Below are 25,179 nucleotides of genomic sequence, written 5' to 3'. Positions count from 1 at the left end.
GAAAGTCAGAAAGTTTGGAAGTTAGAAAGGTAGTTAGACAATAGACAAAAGTAGCCCTGCGCAAAGCAGTGATGCAACATATCAAATATTTGTTAAAAAGCGCTAACACTCGTTTTAAAGTATAATTGTAACTATAAAACCCTTTCTAGCTTTATAACTTCCCAACTTTCTGGCTGCAATGCCTATCTTTGCAAGATTATACTTACATGCCATGCATAAACCTAAGCCAAAACAGAAGCAGAAACCAACGGAGAACTTTAATATAATTGCCACTACGCTGGCCGGGCTGGAAGAGGTATTGGCTGAAGAGCTGCGCGCTCTGGAAATGGAATATGTAAAGGTCGGGAACCGCGTAGTAACCTGCTCTGGTAACCTGCGCCAACTATACGAGGCTAACCTGTGGTGCCGCACTGCTATTCGTATACTTAAACCCATCCGTAATTTTAAGGCCCGCAACGAAGACGACCTGTACGAACAGGTGCAGAAAACAAACTGGTCTGAGTTTTTTGGCCTTGACCAAACCTTTGCCATTGATGCGGTGGTGAGCCATTCTACTTTTGAACACTCGCTGTTTGTGGCCCAGCTTACTAAAGATGCTATAGTTGACCAGTTCCGTAAGAAAACCGGTGAGCGCCCCTCTGTAGATAAGATAAGGCCGGATGTGCGCCTGAACCTGCACATGCACGAAAACATGGTTACGCTCTCGCTGGATTCGTCCGGAGACTCGCTGCACCGCCGTGGTTACCGCTTGCAAACTAACGTGGCACCGCTAAACGAAGTGTTGGCTGCGGGCATTATTTCGCTTTCCGGTTGGGATAAGAAAGCTACGTTCATAGACCCGATGGCTGGTTCTGGTACGTTCCTGATTGAAGCTGCGATGATGGCTCAGAACATAGCGCCTGGTCTTTTCCGCCGCGACCCATTTGGCTTCGAGAAGTGGAATGACTACAACGAAGAACTGTTTGAAATGGTGTGGCGCACCGCCGAAGCCAAAGAAAAGCGTGAGCCGCAAGCCAAAATTATTGGTTATGATATTGATGAAGATTACGTGGAAGCTGCCCGTACCAACATTGCCAATGCTGGCCTGGAGCAAGTAATTAAAGTAGAACAGGCTGACTTCTTCAAGACGAATGCTCCTGCTGACCATGGTGTATTGGTGATGAACCCGCCATATAACGAGCGTATACTTTCAGATGACATTAACCTGCTGTATAAAAACATCGGTGATACGTTGAAGAATAACTACCAGGGCTTCGATGCTTTCGTGTTTACCGGTAATCTGGATGCAGCTAAAAGTATAGGCCTACGCGCATCACGCCGCACGCCGCTCTACAATGGCGCTATAGATTGCCGTTTGCTGAAGTATGAACTATATGGCGGCAGCAAAAGGGGAGAAGAGCAGAAGAAGGTAGTATAATTTATAGTTTGAAGTATAGTAAATGACGCGAGCGAAGACGCTCACGCTATAAATACAAGTATGATTCTATAAAACAAAAGCCTGCTACAGTTAAGTAGCAGGCTTTTATAGTATAAATCCCCTCCTCGGAGGGGCAGGGGTGGGTTAAGAAATCCACGGAATGTTCTTAAAATCTGGCTTACGCTTCTCCAAAAAGGCATTTCTACCTTCTTTGGCTTCTTCGGTCATGTAAGCTAGGCGGGTAGCTTCGCCGGCAAAAACCTGCTGACCTACCATGCCATCGTCGGTCAGGTTAAAGGCAAACTTCAGCATTTTGATTGATGTAGGTGATTTAGCCAATATTTCCTGAGCCCACTCGTAGGCAGTATCTTCCAGTTCGTCGTGCGGAATAACAGCATTTACCATGCCCATGTCGTAAGCTTCCTGGGCAGAGTAGTTGCGGCCTAAGAAGAAGATTTCGCGAGCACGTTTCTGACCTACCATTTTAGCCAGGTAAGCCGAACCATAACCACCATCAAAACTGGTCACGTCGGCATCGGTTTGTTTAAAGATTGCGTGCTCTTTGCTGGCAAGTGTGAGGTCGCAGACTACGTGCAAACTATGGCCGCCACCAACTGCCCAACCCGGAACAACAGCAATAACTACTTTCGGCATAAAACGGATCAGGCGCTGTACTTCCAGTATGTTCAGGCGCGGAATACCACCTTCATCCACATATCCCTGGAAACCACGGGCATTCTGGTCGCCGCCGCTGCAGAAACTATAAACACCATCTTTTGTAGACGGGCCTTCTGCAGAAAGCAACACCACGCCTATACTTGTGTCCTCACGCGCATCCAGAAACGCATCGAAAAGCTCGAACACCGTTTTAGGGCGAAACGCATTGCGCACGTTCGGTCGGTTAAAGGCTATGCGGGCTACGCCGCCTAACTTTTTATAGGTTATATCTTCGTATTCCTTAGCGGTTATCCAATTTGCTTTGCTCATATCTCAATTATTTACCTCAAAGGTAAGGTATTCTATAGTTTAGCTCAAATGGTTTTCAGCTTCTTGTATAAGAAGCAAAACTATCGTTATAACATAATGGCGCGAGCGTCCTCGCTCGTGTTTAGTATAGGGTGGCCTCTGGCCACAACCCACAATTCAATAAGTATAGTTCTACTGAATTGTAATTCCACTGGGCCAGAGGCCCAACTATAGTTCGTCACGAGCGAGGACACTCGCGCCATAGCAATTTTATATTTTGAAAAGTTAATTGCTCTCCAGAAGTTGTAAGGTCTTTGTATCCTTCTGGCCGTTAAAATATTTTTCCAACACTTTACGAAACACAGAGTTTTCATCGCTGATAGCAGCAAATAGCGTCATGCTAGATTTTAGTTTGGCATCATCGGGGCTGCCGAAGATCTGGTTTGCTGATTTGCCTTCTATAGTTAGCAATGCTTCTGTAATCTCTAACAAGCGCTTCCCTAAAACAGGGTGGTGTAAATAGGCAGTGGCTTCGTCTATACTTTTGATGGCGTAGAACTGAGATGTTTCAGTAAAACCCAAACCAGCCAACTGCGGAAATATAAACCACATCCAATGGCTACGCTTTCTCCCATTTCTGATTTCTGCCAATGCTGCCTGGTAGGTACTTTCTTGGGCTTCTAAAAAACGGTTAAGGTTATAGTTGTCGGGCATAGTGAATAGTTTTTTAACGGCTAGTGTAAGCGGCGGCGGAGGCCGTCGGCCGAAGCTGACGTTTACACCTTGTTAGCATTAGTATTTCTCTTTATGCTTTTGCCAACTCTAAGTATTCTTTTGCTTGTGATAGTGTATCTATCTCATTGATTCTAGTTTTGGCCAACTTTTTACTGATTAAATATTTTAGTTTTCTGGAGGTCTTGTTTACTTCCTCCCAATTTACCTCACTTACTTTTCCAATATCGGGATTAGTCGATTCCCATGTAGTTGCTCGCTTTTCCGTGTTGTGGGAAATTGAGCAAGTTTCTAGCCGCTCTCCCGTTAGTCCGCTTATTTGAAAATGAATCAATCCCCATCCGTCAATTCTGTATCTGAAGGTATGACCGTTGCAGTATTTTGGGTTCAGGTCAATTTTGTTGATTCGATAATCAAAGCCGAAAGATTTTTTCCAAAGCGCAAGTTGAATTTGATTTTGTCCAGTTTCTAGTTCTGTTAAAAGTTGTTCGGCAGTTCCGTATTCCTGCAAAGGCTTTTCAGGCTGTGAATAGCTTTGGAATACAGAAAGACCTAATTCTCCGTAAATGAACCTTACGATTTCTTCAAAGTCTTCCCTAAAAGCATAGAACTTATATGTCATATATTAATGCTAACTATAGTATAAACGAAAACATACGCTTATCTGCACTATGTACGTAACTTCCAAAGCCTGCCGGAATTACTATTGTTAAATGAACCAACGTATATGTTTTAGCTAATATAACAACTACAAACTATAATCTCACCACAAAAAAGAGCACCCATTTCCAGGTGCTCTTTTTTTGTATAAGTATAAATCTATACTTTATATCCTTCTTATCTGCGCGCCAATGGCATTTAGGCGGCCATCAATGTTCTGGTAACCACGGTCGATCTGCTCTACGTTGTCGATGATGCTGGTACCTTCTGCGGAAAGCGCTGCAATAAGCAGGGCCACGCCGGCACGAATATCCGGGGAGGTCATGCGGATGCCGCGTAACGGAATGTTGTTGTTATGGCCGATAACCGTAGCTCTGTGCGGGTCGCAAAGTATGATCTGAGCACCCATGTCTATCAGTTTGTCAACAAAGAACAGGCGGCTCTCAAACATTTTCTGATGGATAAGCGCCGTACCTTTTGCCTGCGTTGCTACTACCAGCGCCACACTCAGCAGGTCAGGAGTTAAGCCCGGCCAGGTATGATCTGATATGTTCAGGATGCTGCCGTCAATATAAGTATCAATCTCATAATGGTCCTGCGCCGGAATATGAATATCATCACCACGGAACTCCATTTTTATACCTAAGCGTCGGAATGTGTCTGGAATCAAACCAAGTTCCGGTATCTGGCAATCTTTTATAGTTATCTCTGAACCCGTCATGGCAGCAAGGCCAATAAACGAGCCGATCTCGATCATGTCAGGCAGCATGCGGTGTTCAGTACCACCTAATCTCTCCACACCCTCAATTACCAGCAGGTTAGAGCCGATGCCACTAATCTTAGCGCCCATGCGGTTAAGCATACGGCAAAGCTGCTGCACGTAAGGCTCGCAGGCAGCATTGTATATGGTTGTTGTACCTTCAGCCAGTACAGCAGCCATTAATATGTTAGCTGTACCAGTTACCGACGCCTCATCCAGCAGCATGTAAGCACCTTTCAATTTATCAGCAGTTGCGATAAAGAAATTATCAGCAGCGTTATAAGTAAACTTAGCACCTAATTTCTCAAAACCTTCAAAGTGGGTATCCAGTCGGCGACGGCCAATTTTATCGCCACCCGGCTTAGGCATTTTAGACTTACCAAAGCGGGCCAGCATTGGGCCTACAATCATTACCGAGCCACGTATAGCACGACCTTGCGCTACAAATGCATCTGTTTCCAGGTAATCCAGATCTACATTATCAGCTCGGAAAGTATAGGTATCAGGTGCTATTCTTTCAACAGCTACTCCTAAACCCTGCAGCAATTCGATAAGCTTATTTACATCCCGTATGTCAGGAATGTTGGAAATGGTAACTGTTTCGGAAGTCAGGAGTACTGCACACAGAATCTGCAGTGCTTCGTTTTTTGCTCCCTGCGGTATAATCTCGCCTTTTAACTTGTTACCACCAATTACTTCAAATGAAGCCATTTACTATTTATTTCTTTGATTGGAAGATCTTGTATTCTTGTTGCGGTTGCGGTCGCCGCCGCCGCGGTTTTGTTGCTGGCTACGCTGCTGGTTATCCTGCCTGTTGCTGCCACCTACATTAGACTCGAACAGGTTATTGCTCTCAATATAAGCCAGGTCCATGTTCAGTTTACCTTTCGATAACTGGCGGATGTCGCTCAGGATCACATCGTCTGTTATGCTGTCTTTGTTGTAAGAGCGGTACAGCGTTTTCATCAGTTTACCGATGGAGATGATGGCTGATTCGCGCTCTTTTTCATCTTCCAGCTCGGTTGCACGCTGTATCAGCAGTTCCACGTTCTGGCCGTAGTGCTTGTACTTTGGCGTTTCGAGTGGGTAGCGCATGCGCTGAGGCTTATCGTTAAGGTACTCCATCGCGCTAAGCGGGTAAGGAGAGTCCACGTCCAGTTGCGAGCCCGACATTACAAACAGGTGGTTCCAGAGTTTTTGCTGGTAATCCTGTGTGTCGCGGAGCTGCGGGTTAAGTTTGGCCATCAGGTTTATCAGCAACTGCGAAAGGCGTGTACGTTCGGCCCTATCTTGTATGGTCAGTATATGGTTTACAAGATCCTGCACGTTGCGGCCATATTCGCGCAACAACAGTTCTTGTTTAAAGGAGGTACTTGCTTCCATTCTATTAATTAAGAATTATGAATTACGAATTACGAATTAAAAAATCAGATTTACGAATAATAGGTATAAATGAATGTTCGAAGAGAGTAAAACTACCTTTATAGTTTCGCCAACGGCTAAACCACTATTCTAAATTCTTAATTCGTAATTTCTAATTCTTAATTCCTAATTACTCATGTATGCGTAGCTTGGCGAAGCTCAGGAGCAGGGTTTTTTCGCCTACTTCGTCGAAGTTTATAGTTGCTTTTGTACTGTTGCCCTGAGTATCTACAAGTGTTACTACGCCAAATCCGAATTTAGGGTGTTCTACCTTCATGCCGACAGCCAGGTTGCTTGTATCGCTTGGCTTAAAATCGGCTGGGGCAGTGTAAGCTGTAGCTGCCTGTTTACGGGCAGGTTGTTGTACCAAACTACTGACACTACTCTTACGCTGCAATACTCTCTCGAATACGCTGTTGGTGGCTACGTTGCCTGTATCGCCATACTTAAAGTTCAGGTACTTCGGATCGATCTCATCCAGGAAACGGCTCTTTTCGCAGGCGCGTAGGTTACCCCACTGGTAGCGGCTGGTAGCGTACGTTAAGTATAATTTCTTTTCGGCACGGGTAATGGCCACATAAAACAGGCGGCGTTCTTCTTCCAAATCGGCGCGGGAGTTCAGCATCATCTGGCTCGGGAAAAGGTTCTCTTCCATACCAACTATAAATACGTTCTTAAACTCCAGACCTTTGGCCGAGTGAATGGTCATAAGCGTTACATGCTCACCAATATCGTCTGCTTTGGTATCAGCGTCGGTAATAAGGGCAATGTCCTGCAGGAACGCGGATAGACTTTTATCTTCCTTCTCCGGGTCATCTACATATTCCTTAATACCGTTCAGCAATTCCTGGATGTTCTCGTATCGGGCAAGGCCTTCCACGGTCTTGTCCTGGTACAGATCATCTACTATACCTGAGCGCTTGGCTACGTGCTTAGCAACTTCAAAGGCATCGTTCTGCTCGGCCATAATCGCAAATTCGCGAATCATGAGTGAGAAGTTCTCGATGGCAGTACCTACACGGTTACCTAAGAACTCTGTTGCATTTTGTACCACTTCCCAAACGCTATGGTTTATTTCGTCAGCCGTCACAAAAAGCTTCGACTCCGTAGTTTCACCAATACCACGTTTCGGGTAGTTTATAACGCGACGTAGCGCCTGTTCATCGTTCGGGTTAACCGTCAGGCGCAGGTAGGCAATCAGGTCTTTAATTTCCTTACGCTGATAGAACGACAAGCCACCCACGATTTTATACTTGATGTTCATGCGACGCAACGCTTCTTCCATGGCCCTGGACTGCGCATTGGTACGGTAAAGTATAGCAAAATCGTCGTAGGAGAGGTGGTTGTTCATCTTCTCTTCGAAAATGGTTGTAGCCACCAGTTTGCCTTCTTCGTTATCAGAGTTGGCCTTTATTACTTCAATCAGCGGGCCCTGCTCGTTATCAGTGAAAACATCTTTGCGTAGCTGTGCCGTGTTATTTTTAATAACTGAGTTGGCCGCATGCACAATGTTTTTGGTTGATCTATAGTTCTGCTCCAGCTTAAATACTTCCAGTTCCGGGTAGTCGCGCTCAAAGTTTAATATGTTCTGGATATCGGCGCCACGGAACGCATAAATAGACTGGGCATCATCACCCACCACCACAATATTTCTGTTTTGGGCAGCCAGTTTTCGCGTGATCAGGTACTGCGAGTAGTTTGTATCCTGGTACTCATCCACCATCACAAACTTAAAGATGTTCTGGTATTTGTTCAGCGCATCGGGGTGGTCGCGGAAAAGCACGTTGGTCTGGAACAGCAGGTCGTCGAAGTCCATGGCACCAGCCTTAAAGCAACGGTTCTGGTACTGCTCGTATATCTTACCGATTTTAGGACGCATAGCAGCTTCGTCGTCGGCTTGTATCACCGGGTCGCTCATGTACTGCTTATGCGAAATCAATTTGTTTTTGGCAGACGAGATACGGCCCAGCACCACGTTCGGCTTGTATAGTTTGTCGTCCAGGTTCATCTCTTTCACAATATTGCGAATGAGCGTTTTGGAGTCATCGGTATCGTAAATGGTAAAGCTTTTCGGGTAGCCAATTTTGTCGGCCTCAGCGCGAAGTATACGAGAGAAAACCGAGTGAAATGTACCCATCCAGATGTTCTTGGCTTCGTTGCCAATCACTTTCTCGATACGGTGACGCATTTCTTTGGCCGCCTTGTTGGTAAAGGTAAGCGCTAGTATATTAAAGGGATCGATACCTAAACTTATAAGGTGAGCAATCCGATAGGTAAGTACTCTTGTTTTGCCTGAGCCGGCACCCGCAATGATCATGGCCGGGCCTTCGGTGTGAAGTACCGCCTTGCGTTGCGACTCGTTCAATAAACTGATATAATCCATTTCTTCTCTTCAGCGTGCGTCTTTAAAAACTATGCAATTTACGAATACAAATCCGTTTTCTGAATTGCCTTTGCAAATTGGTGCTGCTATACCTGCAACTGTTACCATATGAACAATAGCAACCTCAAAAGCGTTTTATAACAGGCCAATTAAACAGGCCCGGAAATTGCAATCAGAACACAGGCTATACTTGCCCGTTTGAATTAGAAGCAGGTTATGGCTACTTTTGCTTCATAACAAGCTTCTGCAAAAGAAGAATTTTTACTGATGATCTATCAAAAATACCGCCCTACGATATCTGCCATGAAAAAACTATTGCTGCTTGCCCTGTTCGTTTTTAGCGCGCAGTTAAGCCCTGCACAAAGTAAATCGACACAAAAGAGTGGCAAAGCACCTGTAAAGAAAACAGCCACTACCAAATCGGCAACAACTAAAAAGAAAACAACTACAACCAAAACAGCACCTGTAACTGCTAAACCTGTAGAGAAGGCTCCTGAGAAATTAATCTGGCGCACTCCGGCAATGCAGGAAGCGATGGCATTTTATACTTCGCTGAAGTATAAGGAGGCACATGCAAAGTTTAAGGAAGCAGCAGCACAAGGCGAACCGGAGGCTTTATACTTTCTGGGCCGCATGCACCAGTACCGTGAGCTGAAGTATGACACGGTGCAGATAGATACGCTGGCAGAATTACAGAACCGTACCAAGTTCTTTTCTGCCAACACCGATTCAGCTAGCTACTACTACGAACGTGCCATAGAAGAAAACAGTCCGCTGGGCCAGTTAGGTATGGCTGAGCTGATGATCCTTAAATCTGAAGAAGACAAGCAGAACTTTTTGCAGAAGATGCGCACGGCAGCTGTGGTTATCCGGGAGAAAGCTGTAGAAGGCGATGCGTTCAGTAACCGTATGCTAGGCAGTATGTACTATACCGGCTACGGCGAGATGAAGGATCTTGGTTATGCTTTTAACTACCTGAACCGTGCTGCCAATAAAGGCGATGTTGTAGCTTATACTTACCTGGCAAACTTATACCTGGATGGGGAAGGAGTGGAGAAGAACAATGAGAAAGCGCTTTTCTGGCTCAAAAAAGGGGTTGCTGCCGGCGACCGCGAAGCACTTTATACTTTGGGTTTACTATACGAAGAAGGAACTATAGGAGAGCCTAACCTGGGCGAAGCCCGCAAACTGTACCGACAGGCTATCTCAAAAGGTAGTGTAAGTGCCTACGAGCAGCTACGTTACATGAACCAGACTCCTGATCAGAAACTGGTGATCGCATCTATTACCCGTAACCCGGAAATGTTGGAGCGTGCACTTAAAAACAAGGCAGATGCAAATACACTGGCTGTACCTGATGATTATGAGGCAGAAGAATTGGGCAAGCGTACACCTTTAATGCATACGTTATATATCCCGCTTTTACTGGAAGAGTTCGGTGTGATCTACGAACCGGAAGTACGTCCGGCCATGATTGGCAAACTCCTGAAAAATGGTGCTGATGTGAATGCACAGGACGCAGACGGCAGAACAGCTTTGCACTATACCGTTGCAGGTGCCCGGATTAGTAATTCGCAGTTATTTGAACAGGAGCAGGTACAGTTATTAGATACCTTGTTAAAGTATAAAGCAGATCTTAACCTGAAGGATAAAGAAGGCAACACAGCACTTACCGCAGCTCTGCAATCTACCAACGGGCAGCATATTGGTATTATGGAGCTGGAAAAATTACTGGCTTCCGGAGCTAACCCAAACCTGCAGAACAATGAGGGTAAAACACCATTAATGCTGGCCTGCGAACTGAACGCTAATTTTGAAATTATACTTGCGCTGGTACAAGCTGGCGCAGATCCTAAATTGCTTGATCAATCCGGTAAAGCTGCCATTGATTATACCAAGCAGGAGAATGTAACGAACATCCTAATGGCAGCTGGCTCACCGCAGAGGAAGAATTAGCAAGTATAAAAGTTAGATCCTTAATTTTGAAGGAGTATGTGTTGAAACATGTACTCCTTTTTTAACGGCTATACTTCATAAACCTATTGAGAAGTATAACATAAACACCTTCTAAACTATTTTCTCATTACCTTTGTCTCTCTTAAACAGGCAGTAACTATAACTTTTACACTGCTATACTTGCATTTAGATTACTATGATAGTCCTTCAGAAAACCGTCATCAGCGACGACATCCGCGATAATTTTTTTGTTTGTAACCTTGAGAAATGTAAAGGTGCCTGCTGTGTTGAAGGTGACCTTGGCGCCCCATTAGAGGAAAGTGAACTGGCTATACTTGCTGAAAATTACGAGCACATTAAACCTTACATGACCGGTGCCGGCAAGCTGGCTGTGGAAGAACAAGGCTTATATATTACCGATTTTGAAGGCGATTTTTCTACCCCAACTATAGAAAACCGGGAGTGTGCTTATGCCCTTTACGATGAAAAAGGAATACTAAAATGTGCCATTGAGCAGGCTTACTATGATGGCAAGATCAGCTGGAAAAAACCAATCTCCTGTCATTTATACCCGATTCGGATTACCAAGTACGATGATTTTGAAGCCCTGAATTATGATCGCTGGAGCATTTGCGCTGCCGCCTGTAATTTTGGTCAGGACTTAGGTGTAAAAGTTTACCAATTCCTGAAAGAGCCGCTAATCAGAAAGTATGGGGAAGGCTGGTATAATGAGTTAACACAGCTGATGGAAGAGGAACCGGAGAAGGTATAAACTATAAAAGTATTAAAATAAAGAGGGAAGCAAACTTATACTTGCTTCCCTTTTTTATGCTTTACGATTAGGCTAACATTACTCCTGAGGTACCAAATCCAAATAAATATTGGCTTCATAAACAGCTCCTTCTGCGCCTGCAAAACGGGAGATCCAGCTTACTTTTAACGAGTTTGCTTTTAACTCATGTATAGGAAAATATGATTTACTCCAGGATGCTTGGTCAAACATTATTTTCTTTTTATCAGCGGACAATTCCCAAGTACCTTTGCCACCATTTACTTCATAAGTGCCATCTTCATTAAAAGTGATTTTATAATCATCGTGCAACATTAAGTAACCATCAAAGAATTCTAGTGCTTCTTTGCTGTCACTCTCTGCTCTGATATTTCCTTTAACCCAAGTATGGGCAGTCAGTAATTTTTCATAGTCAGGAGTTGGCTCATCTTTGCTACAGGAAGTAAGACTAAGGAATACAATAAGTATAAGGGCAAATTGGAGTAGAAGGTTTTTCATTTGTTTAAGTATAGCTTGGAAATATAATCTCAAATATAGCATAAACTATATTTAGTTAATGTAGAAAAGGGAAAACTATAAACCGGAACAAGTAATTTTTGAAGTTTGCTAATTATGTTAAATAAACTTTCGTCTAACAAAAAAGCCGGTACTGATGCACCGGCTTTTTAAGTATAAGTTCTTTTAACTTAGTCGATTTTACTGAAGTCGAAGCTTTCCAGGTAAGCAGTTGTAAAGTTACCTGCTTTAAAACCTTCGTCATCCATTAGCTTCAGGTGGAAAGGTACTGTTGTTTTAATACCTTCAATCACGAATTCGCTCAGGGCACGCTTCATTTTAACAAGGGCTTCTTCACGGGTCTGAGCACTTACGATCAATTTAGCGATCATAGAGTCGTAGTTAGCCGGGATAGAGTAACCTGAGTATACGTGAGAGTCTACGCGAACACCGTGGCCACCTGGTACGTGCAGGTTGGTAATTCTACCCGGGCTCGGACGGAAACCGTTCTTTGGATCCTCAGCATTAATACGGCACTCAATAGCATGCATTTTAGGATAGTAGTTCTTACCTGTGATCTTCTCACCGGCAGCAACCTTAATCTGCTCCTTAATCAGGTCGTAATCAATAACTTCCTCTGTAATCGGGTGCTCCACCTGTATACGTGTGTTCATCTCCATGAAATAGAAATCGCGGTTCTTGTCTACCAGGAATTCTATTGTTCCAACACCTTCGTAGTTAATGGCTTTGGCACCGGCAATAGCAGCCTGGCCCATTTCTTCGCGAAGTTTGTCAGTGATAAACGGAGAAGGGGTTTCTTCCACCAGTTTCTGGTGACGACGCTGGATAGAGCAGTCACGCTCTGAAAGGTGAGCTACATTACCATGCTGGTCACCTATCAGCTGAATCTCGATGTGGCGCGGCTCTTCAATGAACTTCTCCAGGTAAATGCCATCGTTACCAAAAGCTGCAGCAGCTTCTGTACGGGCATCATTCCACATTTTCTCGAATTCAGATTCTTCTTTGATGATACGCATACCACGACCACCACCACCAGCTGTAGCTTTGATGATAACCGGATATTTGATCTTTTTGGCAAGCTTTATACCTTCTTCTACATTCTTTAATAAACCATCAGAACCAGGTATAGTAGGTACACCAGCCTTTTTCATGGTGTCTTTTGCAGAGGCTTTATCACCCATCTGGTTGATCATCTCTGGCGAAGCACCTATAAACTTGATATTGTTTTCAGCACAAATACGGGAGAATTCAGCATTCTCAGACAGGAAACCATAACCCGGGTGTATGGCATCTGCGTTCGTAATTTCGGCAGCTGCAATAATGTGCGGTATGTTCAGGTAAGATTGTGAGCTTGGAGCCGGACCGATACAAACAGCTTCGTCAGCAAAGCGCACGTGCAGGCTTTCCTTGTCAGCGGTTGAGTATACGGCCACCGTTTTAATACCCATCTCTTTGCACGTACGGATGATACGCAGCGCAATCTCGCCACGGTTGGCAATTAATATTTTCTTAAACATAATGTCAGATTAGAAGATTTGAAGATTTGTAGATTTGAAAATTATGAACAATGAAAATGGAGACGTTTTTCACACCATCTCCATCTCCAAATTTTCTCATTTCCAAATTTTCAAATTTGAACTATTAGCTAGGATCTACCAGGAACAGCGGCTGATCGTACTCAACAGGAGTGGCGTTATCTACCAGCACCTTCACGATCTTACCTGATACTTCAGACTCGATCTCGTTGAACAGCTTCATGGCTTCGATAATACAGATCACCTGTCCTTTTTTCACTTCGTCGCCAACGTTAACAAAAATCGGAGCTTCCGGGCTTGATGCACGGTAGAATGTACCGATCATCGGCGCTTTGATAGCTACATACTTGCTTTCTTCTGAAGCTGGTGCAGCAGCAGGAGCAGCAGGTGCCGATGGAGCAGGAGCAGCCTGTGGAGCAGCCATCTGAGCTGGTGCAGCAGCAGGAGCAGCATGGTGTGCCGGCTCGCTAACATACTTTACCTTCTGGTTTGGCTCGCGCTGTACCGATATCTTGAATTCTTCTGTCTCGATGTTGACTTTGTTCAGGCCGGATTTGGCGATGAAGTCGATAAGGTCCTGGATTTCTTTAGCTTTCATGTGTTATTTTACTCTTTCTGCGTAAGAATAAGTACGAGTGTCTACTTTTATTTTTTCGTCCTGACCAATGAAAAGAGGCACCTGTATAGTTGCACCTGTCTCTACAATGGCTGGTTTTGATGCATTTGTTGCTGTATCGCCTTTAATGCCTGGCTCAGTATACGTAATAGTAAGCTCTACAAAAGGAGGGATCTCGCAGGTAAGCGGCGTTTCCGTTTCAGCGTGGAAAAGTATAGTTACTTCCTGTCCTTCTTTCATCAGGTCGGCAAATGGAACCATGGCTTCGTTCAGGGTTACCTGCTCAAAAGTGTTCATGTCCATAAAGTTGTAGCCCATGTCATCTTTGTAAATGAACTGGTGCGGGCGCTGCTCTACACGGGCAGTTGTAATTTTATGACCAGCTGAGAACGTGTTATCCACCACTTTGCCCGATCTTACATTGCGTAGTTTTGTTCTTACGAATGCAGGGCCTTTGCCTGGCTTTACGTGCTGGAAATCTATTACCTGGTAAAGGTCGTTGTTGTACTCGATCACAACGCCATTTTTTATATCAGCTGTAGTTGCCATATAGTATTCTGAATCGTGTTGTACTTAAATGAAACGATAAAAGTATAGCGGAAAACTATGTTCTGCAAACAAAGTTAGTTATTCTACCTGATTTGTCCTGAAAAAAGGTATGATTTTAAGTTGTGCTTTATGCTTTTATTTAATATGTTATGCATGCGCAACATATTTTAGGGCCGCTGTTCCCGGTTATAGTTACAGTTTAAACAAGACTAATTAGGCCGTAAAGCTATAGTTGTAATACTACCTGTAGCAGGTCCGGGAATGATGTGGAGCAACTATAAAGGAAGAGTTTACGGCAGTGCCTTCAATACCTGGTGCACGAGTGCGTCGCAACGTTTATTTCCAAATTCAAATACCTGCTTATCCTGTGTAAGTTTATACAGATTGTCTTTTAACAAAGCTTTGGCACGGTGCAGGCGAATCTTTACATTGCTTTCAGAGAGCTCCAGGCAATTCATTACTTCCTGCACACTCAAGTCTTCCAACTCCCGGAGCGTATATACAATTCTATACTTTTCTGGTATGGCATCTATGGCTTTCTCCAGTAATAGTTTTGCTTCGTTTCTGATGATTATATTTTCAGGGTCCATAGGTAAGGTTTCTGAAGAGGGGAGTACATCGTAGTCAATCAGGTCGGAGGGAGCTTCGGCTAATTGTTTATACTTCCGTAATTTGCCCAGTGCCGCATTTATACCTATCCGAATCAACCATGTCGAGAACTGGGAGTCCTGCCTGAACTGGTAAAGTTTTTCGTAAGCTTTTAGGTAAGTATCCTGCATGGCATCTTCCACTTCCCGTTCATTTTTCAGGTAGCTCCTGATCACACGATAAAGCTTCTGGTTGTGCCGGCGCATCAGGAGTTCATACAACTCTTTCTCTCCCGCCAATACTTTTGTTATCACTTCTGCATCCGGTAGCTGCCTATCTAATGGTATACTATAATGTAGTGCTTGCATGGCTTTTTTATAATTGGATGAGTTTCTTATCAGAGGGTTACACTTTTTGTAACGGATTTTTGAGTGAAGCATCTAACTACAAAAATCATTAATTAAAATGGAGGATAAAGCCATGAATACAGCAACAAGTATTTCAACTGACCGCCTGCATACAGTATGGTCGCTTTTAAAGTATACTTACGCTATAGTGCCTATAGTGGCAGGTATAGATAAGTTCACACATTTACTTACCGACTGGGACAAATACCTGAGCCCAATAGTTGCAGACATCATTCCGTTTAGCCCGCACACGTTTATGCTTATAGTTGGAGTTATCGAGATAATAGCCGGGGTTATTGTGCTGCTGCGGCCACGCATTGGTGGTTACATTGTAGCACTATGGCTGGTAGGTATAGCTATAAACCTGATCACTACAGGAGAGTATTTTGATATTGCGGTTCGGGATCTGGTAATGGCTGTCGGAGCTTTCTGCCTGGCACAACTCTCTGAGGCAGATAAACCTGAAGGGGGAGTGGCATCAAGATATGGTACCGAGCAAATGCTTGGCTAAAGTATAAATTATTGTAATATCAGGTAGGAGGGATTTACAGAAACAAAAAAAGCGGCTGAAAGGCCGCTTTTCTGTTATAGTTGATATCGTTATTTCGGATCGTAAGCCCACTTCAGGTAGATAGCTCCCCAGGTGAAACCACCGCCAAATGCTGCTAATACCAGATTATCTCCTTTTTTAAGTTGACTTTCATACTCCCATAAGCAAAGTGGAATAGTGCCGCTGGTGGTATTGCCATACTTCTGGATATTCAGCATTACTTTTTCGTTGCTCAGGCCCATGCGGTTAGCAGTAGCTTCAATAATACGCTTGTTTGCCTGGTGCGGTACAAGCCATGCCACATCTTCTCCTGTCAGGTGGTTGCGTTCCATCACTTCCGCCGATACATCTGCCATGCCTTTTACAGCAAATTTAAATACCTGCTGACCTTCCTGGTAAGCGAAGTGCTCTCTTGCCAGAACAGTATCTACAGTGGCCGGCTTGCGGCTACCACCAGCTTTCATGTGCAGGAACTGGGCGCCAGTACCATCCGATTTCAGAACAGAGTCAAGTATACCATAGCCTTCAGTGTTAGGCTCCAGCATTACTGCGCCACCGCCATCACCAAAAATGATACACGTTGCTCTGTCATTATAATCTATAATAGAAGACATTTTATCAGCGCCTACTACGATCACTTTTTTATACTGGCCAGATTCTATGAATTTAGAAGCAGTTACCAATGCGAAAAGAAAGCCTGAGCAGGCCGCCTGAAGGTCGTAACCAAAAGCGTTAATTGCACCTACCTCAGCCGTAATGAGGTTAGCTGTTGCCGGAAACACCATATCCGGAGTGGTAGTGGCACAAATCAGTAACTCTATTTCTTCTGGTTTTGTATTTGTTTTTTTGAGTAGGTCCAGTACTGCAGGCACTGCAATATGTGAGGTACCTTTCCCTTCACCTTTTAAAATACGCCTTTCTTTAATGCCGGTACGGGAGGTTATCCATTCATCATTGGTCTCCACCATTGTTTCAAGCTCCTTGTTGGTTAGCACGTAATCGGGTACGTAGCCTGCTACACCTGTTATCGCGGCAGTAATCTTACTCATTTTAAAAGGTATTAGGTTTATTGGTTAAGGCGGGCAAGATACAAAAAAACTTGGCACATGCTCTCAGTTCTATAAAAAGATAACTGAAACAGCGTGTGCCAAGTTAAAGGTGTGGCAATAAGTAGCCACTGATATTATTCGCTATAGTTCCTTCTGAAGCGCTCTGATAAGTTAGTTGCTACCATTTTCTGAGCCTGCAGCACCATATTGCATATAGCCTTTGGAGTAGAGACCCCATGACCAATTACAGCATTGCCGTTGATACCCAGAATAGGACTACCACCTTCGGCTTCATAGTTAAACTTATCGAAGAACGGATCGTGCATGTTCTTCTCGTTTAAGATGTCGTAAATCGACTCCGCCATTTTCAGGATAATGTTACCGGTATAACCGTCGCAAACAATAACGTCTGCCTTATCATTGAAAACGTCGCGGCCTTCTATGTTGCCGATAAAGTTGATTGTCTGGTTTACCTTTAAGCGTTGGTGAGCAGCCTGCGTGTTCACAGTACCTTTGCCTTCCTCTTCGCCCAGGTTCATCAAACCAACTTTTGGGTTCTCGATATTGAGCACATACTTGGCATAGATCGAGCCAAGTTCGGCAAACTGCTCCAGTACTTCCGGTTTGCAGTCTGCGTTTGCGCCAACATCCAGCATAATGCCATAGGCACCATTTAGCTTCGGAACAAGCCCGGCTATAGATGGCCTAAGTATACCGTCTATAGCTTTAACGCTAAACATTGCTCCCACAAGCATGGCTCCGGTATTTCCTGCGCTACAGAAAGCATCTGCTTTTCCAGCTTTCAGGAGTCCGTAACCAACAGCTATGCTGGAGTCAGGTTTCTGGGTAAGGGCTTTTGTGGGGTGTTCCCCCATTTCAATAACCTGGGTAGCATTAACCACTTTAATGCCTGTACCAGTATACCCATATTCTTGTAACAGCGACTTTACAACATCTTCTTTGCCTATCAGCAAAATCTCATATTGTTCGTCAAGCTGCTTTTCGGCAAGTATAGCACCTTTAACAATTGCTTCCGGTGCATAATCGCCGCCCATTGCATCTAAGGCGATCCTCATGTAGTGGTTGATGTTAAACTATACAGAACTAAAACTAAAAGCAGCTAATGCTTACTGGGCGTTAGTTGTATAATTTTTGATTGCCAGTTTGCCTTTGTGGTACAGGTCACCTTCTACAACATAAGCGTGGTGGAACAGGTGCGGAGTATCTGTAGTAGGGCAGATCGCAATGGCTTTCTCAGAAAGTTTATAATGAGTTCTTCTCTTATCTCTTCTGGTCTTCGAAATCTTACGTTTAGGATGTGCCATTTTTTAGTTAAATAATTTATTTACTGTGTTTATAATTCGTTAAGCTATTACTAGTTCAGGTTCTTCAGAGCGTCCCAGCGCGGGTCAATGTCATCATCGTCATCATCATCGCTGCCGCTGTCTGTGTCACCGGTATTCTTTGAGGAGTAGATCAGGATATCTTCATCACTGTCTTCATCCATCTCAGCCAGGAACCGAGGGTGCAGCTTCTTCATCGGCAGCGACAAACCTATATAATCGTACAGGTGCTGTGCTACATTGATCTGCTGCGTATCGCTTGCTATCTGCCACAGGTCTTCGTCCAGCTCTTTATCTTCCGGACCAAACTTCATGCGGAATGTTTCCTGCACATCTACCGGCTGATCAAACTCTTCCAAGCTTCTGTCGCAGGTTAAGCGTACGGTTCCTTTAATATCAAAATGCAGTGTCAGCAGCGTTTCGGTCTTCTCAAGCTCTACATCAGCATGCAGTTTGCCGCCATGAATGATCTCTCCGCTGAAAAGGTCAAAGAAAGAATCATCCATATCAAACTCGTACTGGTGCGTTTTATTGCTGAGTTTGGCAATGTTGATTTCGTATTCTTTTAGCTTCTTCACTACCTTTTTTTATTGCAAGTTGCAAAATTAGAACATTATTCTGACAAATAAAATACCTGTGTATTAAACAACCGGCATTTGTTCGGCAGTTCTCTTTTTTATTACGTCGCAGGCCAAGAACAATGCTTCCCGGAAAGACGTTTCACTGGCGATGTGTTTGCCTGCAATATCGTATGCTGTGCCGTGGTCAGGAGAGGTGCGCACTACCGGCAAACCTGCTGTAAAGTTAACGCCGCTCTCAAAAGCCAGTGTTTTAAATGGTATAAGCCCCTGGTCGTGGTACATAGATACTACGGCATCCACTTGCTTGTACTGCTGCATACCAAAAAAGCCATCGGCAGGAAAAGGCCCAAATACCAGATGTCCTTTTTCTTTAAGGTGCATGATGGCAGGGCGTATAATTTCCACTTCTTCAGTACCAAGTAAACCGTTTTCACCGGCATGCGGATTCAGGCCAAGTATAGCTATGCGTGGTTTTAAAATTCCGAAATCTTTCTTCAGCGATTCTAAAAGTATAGTCACCTTCCGGATGATCAGGTCGAATGTGATCTTATCAGATACATCTTTAACAGCCATGTGGCCAGTTACAGTAGCTACACGCAGATCACCGCTTACCAGTAGCATCAGGCTTTCAGGTGCATCAAAATAAGATGTCAGAAATTCTGTATGGCCCGGGAAACGGAATTCTTCTGTCTGTATATTCTCCTTATCGATAGGCGCTGTAACGATACCATCCAGCAAACCTGCTTTCAGGTCACGGCATGCAGCCATTAATGAGTCCAGAGAAGCTTTACCAGATTCCGGTGTCGGGTTACCCAGGTTCACTTCCAGGGTCTCGTCCAGGCAGCTGATCAGGTTTACCTTGCGTGGTATCAGGGCATTAGCCTGCACCTGCTGGTAATGGAAATGTTCTGCACTCAGGGCTTTGCGTACTCTGTTGAGCACATTGGCAGATGCATAAATAACCGGCGTACAGAAGTTAAGTATACGCTGGTCTGATAATGTTTTGATGATCACTTCCGGGCCAATGCCATTGGTGTCGCCTATAGTTAAGCCCAGTCTGGCTTTAAATCTGTTGTCCATGTTTTAGTTAGCCTTCTCGCTAAGGAAGTTATACACTAAGCGTACACCTGTGCCGGTAGCCAGTTTTCCGCGGTAAGAATCTTCGGCGTGCAGGTAAGCTGTGCCGGCAATATCAAAATGTACCCAAGGGTAAGATGTAAACGCCTCCAGGAACTTGCCTGCTGTAATATGGCCTGCATCAGCACCACCAATGTTTTTCAGGTCAGCGATATCAGACTCCAGCTGCTTTTTATACTCATCGTACAACGGGAAATCCACTATACGCTCGTGTACTTTATTACCAATCCTTTTCAGGTCAGCCATCACCTCATCGCCGGCAGTTCCCATGGCAGCAAGGGCTTCTTTACCTAAGGCACGCATAGCAGAACCTGTTAAAGTAGCCAGGTCAATTACCAATTCGGGGTTATACTTTTTAGCAAAGCTTAGGGCATCGGCAAGTATAAGTCGGCCTTCGGCATCGGTGTTCAGTACTTCCACAGTTAGGCCACTGTGCATGGTAATTACGTCTCCTGGAGCTACTGCCTGTCCGCCCGGACGGTTATCTGTTGCCGGAATAAGACCTATGATATGAAGCGGCAGCTTGTTTTTGGCAGCAGCATACAATACACCGGTTACAGCCGCCGCGCCCGCCATGTCAGACTTCATATAGTCCATCGACATTGGGGTTGGCTTTATACTTAAACCACCGGTATCGTAAACTACGCCTTTACCTACCAGCACATAAGGTTTACTGTTCTTGGCCTTCTCAGGCTTCCACTCTAATATATTAAAGGTAGCAGGCTCCTCACTGCCTTGGTTTACGGCCAGCAGACCACCCATTTTCAGCGACTGAATTCTTAGCTCATCCAGAATCTCAATATCGAAACCAGCTTCGTTGGCCAATTCTTCCAGTTGCTCGCTAAACTGCGGCGCCGACTGATGGCTGTGTGGCTCGTTAATTAAGTTACGTACTTTATACACTGCTTCCAGTACATTAGCCAGTTCCTGCACCTGCTGCGCATCTATAGTTTCGTCAGCTATAGTTATTGTTTTAAGCGTGGTTTCCTTGGTGTCTTTGGTTTTATGCTTAAAGTATTGATAGTTGCTTAGGTATAAGCCTTCGGCCAAGTATAAACTGGCATTGCTGCCGGATTTATCAAGTATAGTTATACTTTCAGACTTATCTGTTTTTAGTTGTTTTAGCAGCGCATGCCCAGCCTGTCGAAGTGCTTCGTTCTTCAGGTCTTCGGTTTTAGCTTCTGGTGTAACCACCACATACACGCGGTGCGAATAGCGGTTCAGGTAAATGAACTTGGCTTCCTGCGCTACTTGCTGCTGCACATAGTTTTGCTCTTCAGGCTGCAGTTCCTGCAGTTGGTTTACCTTGTCTGCAGCTATAATAAGTGCCAGATCGGTATTTTTAGCTAAGCTTGTGTCGTATTTAAGTTGTGTTGGCATTTGTCGTTCGTATCTTTGAAGGCTGCAATATAGTAACTATAAAACGTAATGCGAAAACAAGCAGCCGTAGCAGTTTATCGCACAATAGAGTTATAACGGGTTTCCGGCAAAAAGTATAATATCCGGCCGCAAACTATAAAGTATACACCGTGAGCAAAGTAAGTCCGAAGAAACATTTAGGCCAGCACTTCCTGGTAGACCAGAATATCGCTATGAAGATAGTGGACCAGTTGACAATGCCTGAAGGCGTGCAGGATGTGCTGGAAATTGGCCCGGGTATGGGCGTGCTCACGCAGTACCTGTTGCAGCACAAAGAATACAGAACTACGGTAGTGGATATCGACCGCGAGTCTATCGCTTATTTAAAAGAACATTTTCCTCAGCTTGAAGACCGCATTATTTCTGCGGACTTTCTGAAGACAGATCTGAGCAAGTTGTTTCCAGGCAAATTCGCGATCATCGGTAACTTTCCCTACAACATCTCCAGCCAGATATTTTTTACTGTGTTAAAGTACCGCGACGTGATACCGGAAGTAGTGTGTATGATACAAAAAGAAGTGGCTGAGCGCATTGCCGCACCTCCGGGCTCTAAAACCTATGGTATACTTAGCGTGCTGCTGCAGGCTTTCTATAAAATAGAGTATAACTTCACGGTGCACGAACACGTGTTTCATCCGCCGCCAAAAGTAAAGTCCGGGGTAATCAGTTTGATCCGGAACGAGGTGAAAGAACTGCCTTGTAATGAGAAACTATTCTTTGAAGTAGTGAAACTGAGTTTCGGAACACGCAGAAAGACGCTGCGTAACTGTCTCAAAAGTTATAACTTGCCGCCTGAAATACAGGCGCAGCCCGTTTTCGATAAACGTGCCGAGCAACTTTCGGTGCAGGATTTTATAGCCTTAACCCAGCTGGTAGAGCAGAATAAATAGCGTATGCAGGTAGAGATCACAAGAGAGTATATTGACCAGGTAGAGGAAGCCATTGAACGCAAGGACTCAGAGTTTATACTGAGTACGATGGCCGAAATGTACCCGGCCGATATCACCACAGTGCTCTACGAACTGGATGCCAACGAATCCAAATATGTAATGGATTTGCTGCCGCCCGAAGTGGGAGCAGAGATCCTGAGTGACCTGGATTATGACATCCGTACTGATTTTCTGCAGTACTTTACCTCAGCCGAGATTGCGCGCTATATTAACCTGATGCACTCCGATGATGCCGTGGATATACTCAACGAGCAATCGGTGCAGACCCGCGAGGAAGTGCTGGCCCTGCTGGACAACGAAGAAAAAGCTGAAGACATACTGGACCTGCTGCACTACGAAGAGGATTGTGCCGGTGGTCTGATGGCGAAGGAACTTATAAAAGTTAACCTGAACTGGCGCGTTAGGCAATGTATTGAGGAGATCAGAAGGCAGGCTGAAGATGTTGAGCGCATCTATACTGTTTATGTAGTTGATAACCGCGATATACTGGTTGGCCGTGTGAGTGTAAAGGCACTTTTGCTTTCCCGTGATGATAAGTTGGTGAAAGATATCTATAGCACTGATGTGATATCGATCGAGTCTTTTAGGGATGAAGGAGAGGTAGTAAGCGTAATGCGCAAGTATGACCTGGAAGCTATACCTGTAGTTAACATACAAGGCCGTTTGCTGGGTCGCATCACCATCGACGACGTGGTAGACGTAATGCAGGAGCAGGCCGAACTCAGCCGCCAGCTCATGACGGGTATCACCGAGAATGTAGAAGAAGATGATAGTGTTTTCCGTATCTCGCGCTCACGTATACCGTGGTTGTTAATCGGAATGGTGGGCGGTTTGCTGGCTGCAAAATTTATGGGCTTTTTCGAAAATGACATTGCTATACTTCCGGCACTTGCCCTTTTTGTGCCGCTTATTACAGCAACAGGCGGTAATGTAGGCATTCAGTCTTCGTCTATCATTATCCAGACACTGGCATCAAACGCTGTAATGTTCGATAACTTCGCACAACGTATCTTTAAGCTGATCATGGTGGCTCTGCTTAATGCCCTGATCATTTCCAGCCTTGTTTTTGTATTCACATTCCTTTTCTGGAACGATTTTACGCTGGCTATGGTGGTCTCTGTAGCATTATTCTCAGTGGTAATGCTTGCATCCATGATGGGTACCTTAACCCCAATGTTATTAGATAAAGTAGGAGTAAATCCTGCAGTAGCTGCTGGTCCGTTTATTACGACTGCAAACGACTTACTCGGGTTAGCCATATACTTTGGTGTAGCACACCTGCTGTATAGTTTGTAAAGTATTACGAATTACGAATTCATTTCCTTAAACAACTATAGATTTGCGAATCGTAACTCAGAACTCAAGGCTCGTAACTATTTAATCAACTCTTTAACTTTCAAACTCCAAAGCCTCGTGACTCAGAACTCAGCACTTAGAACTACAACAAAAGTCCTGATCATCGACGAGATGCATCCAAGTATATTTCCGATGCTGGAAAGTATAGGCGTGGAAGCAGACTACAGACCAACTATAAAACCAATAGAAGTTTGCGAAGCCCTGGCAGGATTTGATGGGCTTATAGTGCGCAGCAAAATGCGCATCACATCAGAAACTATAAAGTATGCTGATAAACTGAAGTTTGTAGCACGAGCCGGTGCCGGTGTAGATAATATTGATGCTGAGGTGCTTGAAGCACGCGGTATAGCTTTACTGGCAGCAAACGAGGGAAACCGCCAGGCAGTAGGGGAGTTTACACTTGGGTTGCTGCTTTCGCTTACCCGTAACATTGCCCGCGGCGACCGCGAAGTACGCAACAAAGTATGGCTCCGCGAAGAGAACCGTGGCGAAGAGATAAGCGGTAAAACCATTGGTATTATTGGGTATGGCAATATGGGGCAGAGTTTTGCAAAGGTATTACAGGGTTTCGGGTGCCATATTATAGCTTACGATAAGTTTGCCCCTGAAAAAGTTTCTGCGCCAGTAGAGCAGGTTTCTCTGGATGTTTTACTAGCCGAAGCAGATGTAGTAAGCCTGCACATTCCGTTTATACCTGAAAACCATCACTTCGCAGATGATGCTTTCTTTAACGGTTTCAAAAAGCCGATCTGGTTTCTGAATACATCACGTGGCGAAGTGGTTGATCAGACTGCATTGGTAGAACACCTGAAAAACGGAACTATAAAAGGTGCCGCCCTGGATGTACTGGAAAACGAAAAGCTACAAACGCTTACCGAAAAACAACTTTCCAACTATAATTTCTTAGCGCAAGCGCAAAATGTAGTGCTTACCCCGCACATTGGTGGCTGGACCCACGAGTCGTACATCAAGATAAACGAAGTGCTGGTACAGAAAATAAAGGCAATACTTTAACTATATCTTATACTTGTGTTAAGCATCAGGAAAGCCGGACTAGAGGATATGGACTGGGTTAATGCGCAGTATCAGAAGATTAGCTTTCAGCTTTCGAACTATAGCAACGAACTGATTGCCATTGCTGATGTAAGCGGTGAAAGGGCAGGGGTTGGGCGACTGGTAACTATCAATGCTAATGCTTTGGAACTAGGCGGTATGTATGTACTAAAGGCTTTTCGTAAACATAGCATAGCCAGAAGTATAGTTAAGTTCCTGCTCTCGCAGGTGGAAGGTAAAACATTGTATTGCCTGGCCTTCGAACATCTTCAGGATTTTTATAAAAGCTGTGGTTTTGCGCCTGTAACCAACCTGGAACATGTACCGGAAAAGGTGCTGCAAAAGTGGGAATGGTGTAATAAAACTTACCCAAGCAAAACCCTTTTGCTGATTCAGGAAGTATAAATTTTAAAATTGCCGGTAAAGTCACTTGTAATTAAAAAT

Annotated in this window: 25 protein-coding genes; 8 read left to right on the top strand and 17 right to left on the bottom strand. The window is 44.5% G+C overall.

The annotated features are described in order from the left end of the window. The first annotated feature begins 211 nt into the window (after positions 1 to 211). Positions 212 to 1,417, top strand: coding sequence for a THUMP domain-containing class I SAM-dependent RNA methyltransferase (locus MJ612_RS08410; RefSeq protein WP_187033054.1), 1,206 nt, complete (start codon positions 212 to 214; stop codon positions 1,415 to 1,417). A 144-nt stretch (positions 1,418 to 1,561) separates the two neighbouring features. Here the strand turns inward: MJ612_RS08410 and MJ612_RS08405 are convergent, their stop codons facing one another. The 6 genes from MJ612_RS08405 to MJ612_RS08380 form a co-directional block, all read right to left on the bottom strand. Beyond that, positions 1,562 to 2,404, bottom strand: coding sequence for a 1,4-dihydroxy-2-naphthoyl-CoA synthase (locus tag MJ612_RS08405; protein WP_187033053.1), 843 nt, complete (start codon positions 2,402 to 2,404; stop codon positions 1,562 to 1,564). A gap of 264 nt (positions 2,405 to 2,668) precedes the next feature. After that, a complete protein-coding gene (locus tag MJ612_RS08400) occupies positions 2,669 to 3,097 on the bottom strand; it encodes a DUF1810 domain-containing protein (RefSeq protein WP_187033052.1) in 429 nt (142 codons plus the stop codon). 91 nt (positions 3,098 to 3,188) lie between these two features. Then, positions 3,189 to 3,737, bottom strand: a complete 549-nt coding sequence (locus MJ612_RS08395; RefSeq protein ID WP_187033051.1) for a hypothetical protein — start codon at positions 3,735 to 3,737, stop codon at positions 3,189 to 3,191. 204 nt (positions 3,738 to 3,941) lie between these two features. Further along, entirely contained in the window at positions 3,942 to 5,246 is a 1,305-nt protein-coding gene (gene murA / locus MJ612_RS08390; RefSeq protein ID WP_187033050.1) for a UDP-N-acetylglucosamine 1-carboxyvinyltransferase, read from the bottom strand. A 3-nt stretch (positions 5,247 to 5,249) separates the two neighbouring features. After that, entirely contained in the window at positions 5,250 to 5,918 is a 669-nt protein-coding gene (locus tag MJ612_RS08385; protein WP_187033049.1) for a DUF4290 domain-containing protein, read from the bottom strand. Positions 5,919 to 6,087: 169 nt separating this feature from the next. Continuing rightward, positions 6,088 to 8,340 carry an ATP-dependent helicase gene (locus MJ612_RS08380; RefSeq protein ID WP_187033048.1) on the bottom strand — a complete coding sequence of 751 codons (2,253 nt, stop codon included), beginning with the start codon at positions 8,338 to 8,340 and terminating at the stop codon, positions 6,088 to 6,090. Between the two features lie 303 nt (positions 8,341 to 8,643). Here MJ612_RS08380 and MJ612_RS08375 point away from each other — a divergent pair, with 303 nt between their 5' ends. After that, positions 8,644 to 10,296 carry an ankyrin repeat domain-containing protein gene (locus tag MJ612_RS08375; RefSeq protein ID WP_187033047.1) on the top strand — a complete coding sequence of 551 codons (1,653 nt, stop codon included), beginning with the start codon at positions 8,644 to 8,646 and terminating at the stop codon, positions 10,294 to 10,296. 196 nt (positions 10,297 to 10,492) lie between these two features. Next, complete coding sequence (locus MJ612_RS08370) at positions 10,493 to 11,068, top strand: DUF3109 family protein (protein WP_187033046.1); 576 nt, start codon at positions 10,493 to 10,495, stop codon at positions 11,066 to 11,068. A 78-nt stretch (positions 11,069 to 11,146) separates the two neighbouring features. On the opposite strand, the gene MJ612_RS08365 is transcribed toward MJ612_RS08370, so the two are convergent. The 5 genes from MJ612_RS08365 to MJ612_RS08345 all read right to left on the bottom strand — a co-directional run bounded on the left by MJ612_RS08365 (position 11,147) and on the right by MJ612_RS08345 (position 15,258). Further along, positions 11,147 to 11,584: a hypothetical protein gene (locus MJ612_RS08365; protein WP_187033045.1), complete on the bottom strand. Its 438-nt coding sequence runs from the start codon at positions 11,582 to 11,584 to the stop codon at positions 11,147 to 11,149. A 188-nt stretch (positions 11,585 to 11,772) separates the two neighbouring features. Continuing rightward, on the bottom strand, positions 11,773 to 13,119 hold the full coding sequence (gene accC / locus MJ612_RS08360) for an acetyl-CoA carboxylase biotin carboxylase subunit (protein ID WP_187033044.1): 1,347 nt from the start codon (positions 13,117 to 13,119) through the stop codon (positions 11,773 to 11,775). A 124-nt stretch (positions 13,120 to 13,243) separates the two neighbouring features. Beyond that, positions 13,244 to 13,735: an acetyl-CoA carboxylase biotin carboxyl carrier protein gene (accB, locus tag MJ612_RS08355; protein ID WP_187033043.1), complete on the bottom strand. Its 492-nt coding sequence runs from the start codon at positions 13,733 to 13,735 to the stop codon at positions 13,244 to 13,246. 3 nt (positions 13,736 to 13,738) lie between these two features. Beyond that, positions 13,739 to 14,302 carry an elongation factor P gene (gene efp, locus MJ612_RS08350; protein WP_187033042.1) on the bottom strand — a complete coding sequence of 188 codons (564 nt, stop codon included), beginning with the start codon at positions 14,300 to 14,302 and terminating at the stop codon, positions 13,739 to 13,741. Between the two features lie 290 nt (positions 14,303 to 14,592). Beyond that, complete coding sequence (locus MJ612_RS08345; RefSeq protein ID WP_187033041.1) at positions 14,593 to 15,258, bottom strand: RNA polymerase sigma factor; 666 nt, start codon at positions 15,256 to 15,258, stop codon at positions 14,593 to 14,595. 112 nt (positions 15,259 to 15,370) lie between these two features. Here MJ612_RS08345 and MJ612_RS08340 point away from each other — a divergent pair, with 112 nt between their 5' ends. Then, a complete protein-coding gene (locus MJ612_RS08340; protein WP_187033040.1) occupies positions 15,371 to 15,808 on the top strand; it encodes a tRNA (5-methylaminomethyl-2-thiouridylate)-methyltransferase in 438 nt (145 codons plus the stop codon). 89 nt (positions 15,809 to 15,897) lie between these two features. Here MJ612_RS08340 and MJ612_RS08335 read toward each other — a convergent pair whose 3' ends face one another. The 6 genes from MJ612_RS08335 to MJ612_RS08310 all read right to left on the bottom strand — a co-directional run bounded on the left by MJ612_RS08335 (position 15,898) and on the right by MJ612_RS08310 (position 21,337). Further along, on the bottom strand, positions 15,898 to 16,896 hold the full coding sequence (locus MJ612_RS08335) for a beta-ketoacyl-ACP synthase III (protein ID WP_187033039.1): 999 nt from the start codon (positions 16,894 to 16,896) through the stop codon (positions 15,898 to 15,900). Between the two features lie 134 nt (positions 16,897 to 17,030). Then, the gene (gene plsX / locus MJ612_RS08330; protein WP_187033038.1) at positions 17,031 to 17,972 is read right to left on the bottom strand and encodes a phosphate acyltransferase PlsX; all 942 of its coding nucleotides are present in this window, start codon (positions 17,970 to 17,972) and stop codon (positions 17,031 to 17,033) included. A gap of 51 nt (positions 17,973 to 18,023) precedes the next feature. Beyond that, complete coding sequence (gene rpmF / locus MJ612_RS08325) at positions 18,024 to 18,221, bottom strand: 50S ribosomal protein L32 (RefSeq protein WP_163913685.1); 198 nt, start codon at positions 18,219 to 18,221, stop codon at positions 18,024 to 18,026. A 50-nt stretch (positions 18,222 to 18,271) separates the two neighbouring features. Further along, complete coding sequence (locus tag MJ612_RS08320) at positions 18,272 to 18,817, bottom strand: YceD family protein (protein WP_187033037.1); 546 nt, start codon at positions 18,815 to 18,817, stop codon at positions 18,272 to 18,274. 63 nt (positions 18,818 to 18,880) lie between these two features. After that, the gene (pdxA, locus tag MJ612_RS08315) at positions 18,881 to 19,900 is read right to left on the bottom strand and encodes a 4-hydroxythreonine-4-phosphate dehydrogenase PdxA (protein ID WP_187033036.1); all 1,020 of its coding nucleotides are present in this window, start codon (positions 19,898 to 19,900) and stop codon (positions 18,881 to 18,883) included. Between the two features lie 3 nt (positions 19,901 to 19,903). Continuing rightward, a complete protein-coding gene (locus MJ612_RS08310) occupies positions 19,904 to 21,337 on the bottom strand; it encodes a leucyl aminopeptidase family protein (RefSeq protein WP_187033035.1) in 1,434 nt (477 codons plus the stop codon). 149 nt (positions 21,338 to 21,486) lie between these two features. On the opposite strand from MJ612_RS08310, the gene rsmA reads away from it, so the two are divergent. The 4 genes from rsmA (at position 21,487) to MJ612_RS08290 (ending at position 25,140) form a co-directional block, all read left to right on the top strand. Then, on the top strand, positions 21,487 to 22,266 hold the full coding sequence (rsmA, locus tag MJ612_RS08305) for a 16S rRNA (adenine(1518)-N(6)/adenine(1519)-N(6))-dimethyltransferase RsmA (RefSeq protein ID WP_187033034.1): 780 nt from the start codon (positions 21,487 to 21,489) through the stop codon (positions 22,264 to 22,266). Between the two features lie 3 nt (positions 22,267 to 22,269). Continuing rightward, positions 22,270 to 23,622, top strand: coding sequence for a magnesium transporter (gene mgtE, locus MJ612_RS08300; RefSeq protein ID WP_187033033.1), 1,353 nt, complete (start codon positions 22,270 to 22,272; stop codon positions 23,620 to 23,622). Between the two features lie 117 nt (positions 23,623 to 23,739). Next, positions 23,740 to 24,696 carry an NAD(P)-dependent oxidoreductase gene (locus tag MJ612_RS08295; RefSeq protein ID WP_250419098.1) on the top strand — a complete coding sequence of 319 codons (957 nt, stop codon included), beginning with the start codon at positions 23,740 to 23,742 and terminating at the stop codon, positions 24,694 to 24,696. A gap of 15 nt (positions 24,697 to 24,711) precedes the next feature. Further along, positions 24,712 to 25,140, top strand: a complete 429-nt coding sequence (locus tag MJ612_RS08290) for a GNAT family N-acetyltransferase (protein WP_250419097.1) — start codon at positions 24,712 to 24,714, stop codon at positions 25,138 to 25,140. Positions 25,141 to 25,179 lie beyond the last annotated feature (39 nt).

Source organism: Pontibacter deserti, from assembly GCF_023630255.1.
In the GTDB taxonomy this organism is placed as follows: Bacteria; Bacteroidota; Bacteroidia; order Cytophagales; family Hymenobacteraceae; genus Pontibacter; species Pontibacter deserti.
This window is presented reverse-complemented; position numbering and strand designations above follow the sequence as displayed.